Here is a 1009-nt window from a genome sequence, read left to right on the forward strand (position 1 = left end):
GACTGAATCGCTGTATTTGCCATGAGCCACCACGTTACCCGTTGCGCGTAAAATGTATGCCATCGCTTTGTCAGCATGTGCAAAGAATTTCTTCCATCCTGCACATAAATAGTTAAGTCCCGGCTCACCATCACGAGTACGAATGAAACGGTTTTTCGGGCATTCACCGTAGCATGCAAACTGATACTCACAGTCTCGACATTGCTGCGTTAACAAGCGAGATTTTGCAAAACCGAACTTCTGTTGCTCTTTGCTGTAGGCCAGTTCATCCAGCTTGTCATGATGAATATTGCCAATTTTATACTCCGGATAAACGTAATGATCGCATGCAAACACATCGCCATTTGGCTCCATCGCCAACCCCTTACCGCACACCTCACCCAGCGTACAAAGTGGATTAGCGCGCCCCATCCAAGCCTCTACACTGGCTTCAAAATATTGCACAAACACTTTGCCGATATCGTTCTTAATCCATTCATCAAAAACCGCAATCAGGAAGTTACCCCAAGCTTCATCAGCAACACACCAAGGTTCCATGACAGAATCTTTGTGACCCGGAATCAAACGCTTGTCTCCTTGTTTAAGCTGCTCTTGCGGTTGCCATTTTTGAGGCGCAGTGGTGCGGAACGTTTTCTGTTCAACAATAGGAATAAACTGCATTTGTGGCGAGCGGACTTCATCTCGCAGAAAACGGTAAACTTCAAGCGGATTTCGGCTCGTCAGGTTGTTCACACAGGTAAGCGTGGCAAAGTTCACCTGATATTTATGCAGCAACTCCACCGCATTCATGACTTGTTTGAATGTGCCCCGACCGGCTCGGTTGGTTCGATACGCGTTGTGCAGCATTTCAGGACCATCAATACTCAAGCCCACCAAGAAATGGTTCTCGCTTAAGAATTCGCACCATTCGTCATTCAATAACGTGCCGTTTGTTTGCAGATCGTTAGAGATCTTCACGCCTGCGGGCTGGTATTTCTCTTGAAACTCGACAATTTTCTTGAAGTAATCC

At 46.6% G+C, this 1009-nt stretch carries 1 protein-coding gene; it reads right to left on the bottom strand.

Annotated elements, in window-relative coordinates; all coding sequences use genetic code 11:
- Positions 1–1009, bottom strand: a 1009-nt coding sequence (locus R7Q47_RS26795; RefSeq protein WP_318090368.1) for an anaerobic sulfatase maturase, incomplete at both ends; no start/stop codon positions are given.

It is taken from the genome of Vibrio sp. Vb0349, from assembly GCF_033338975.1.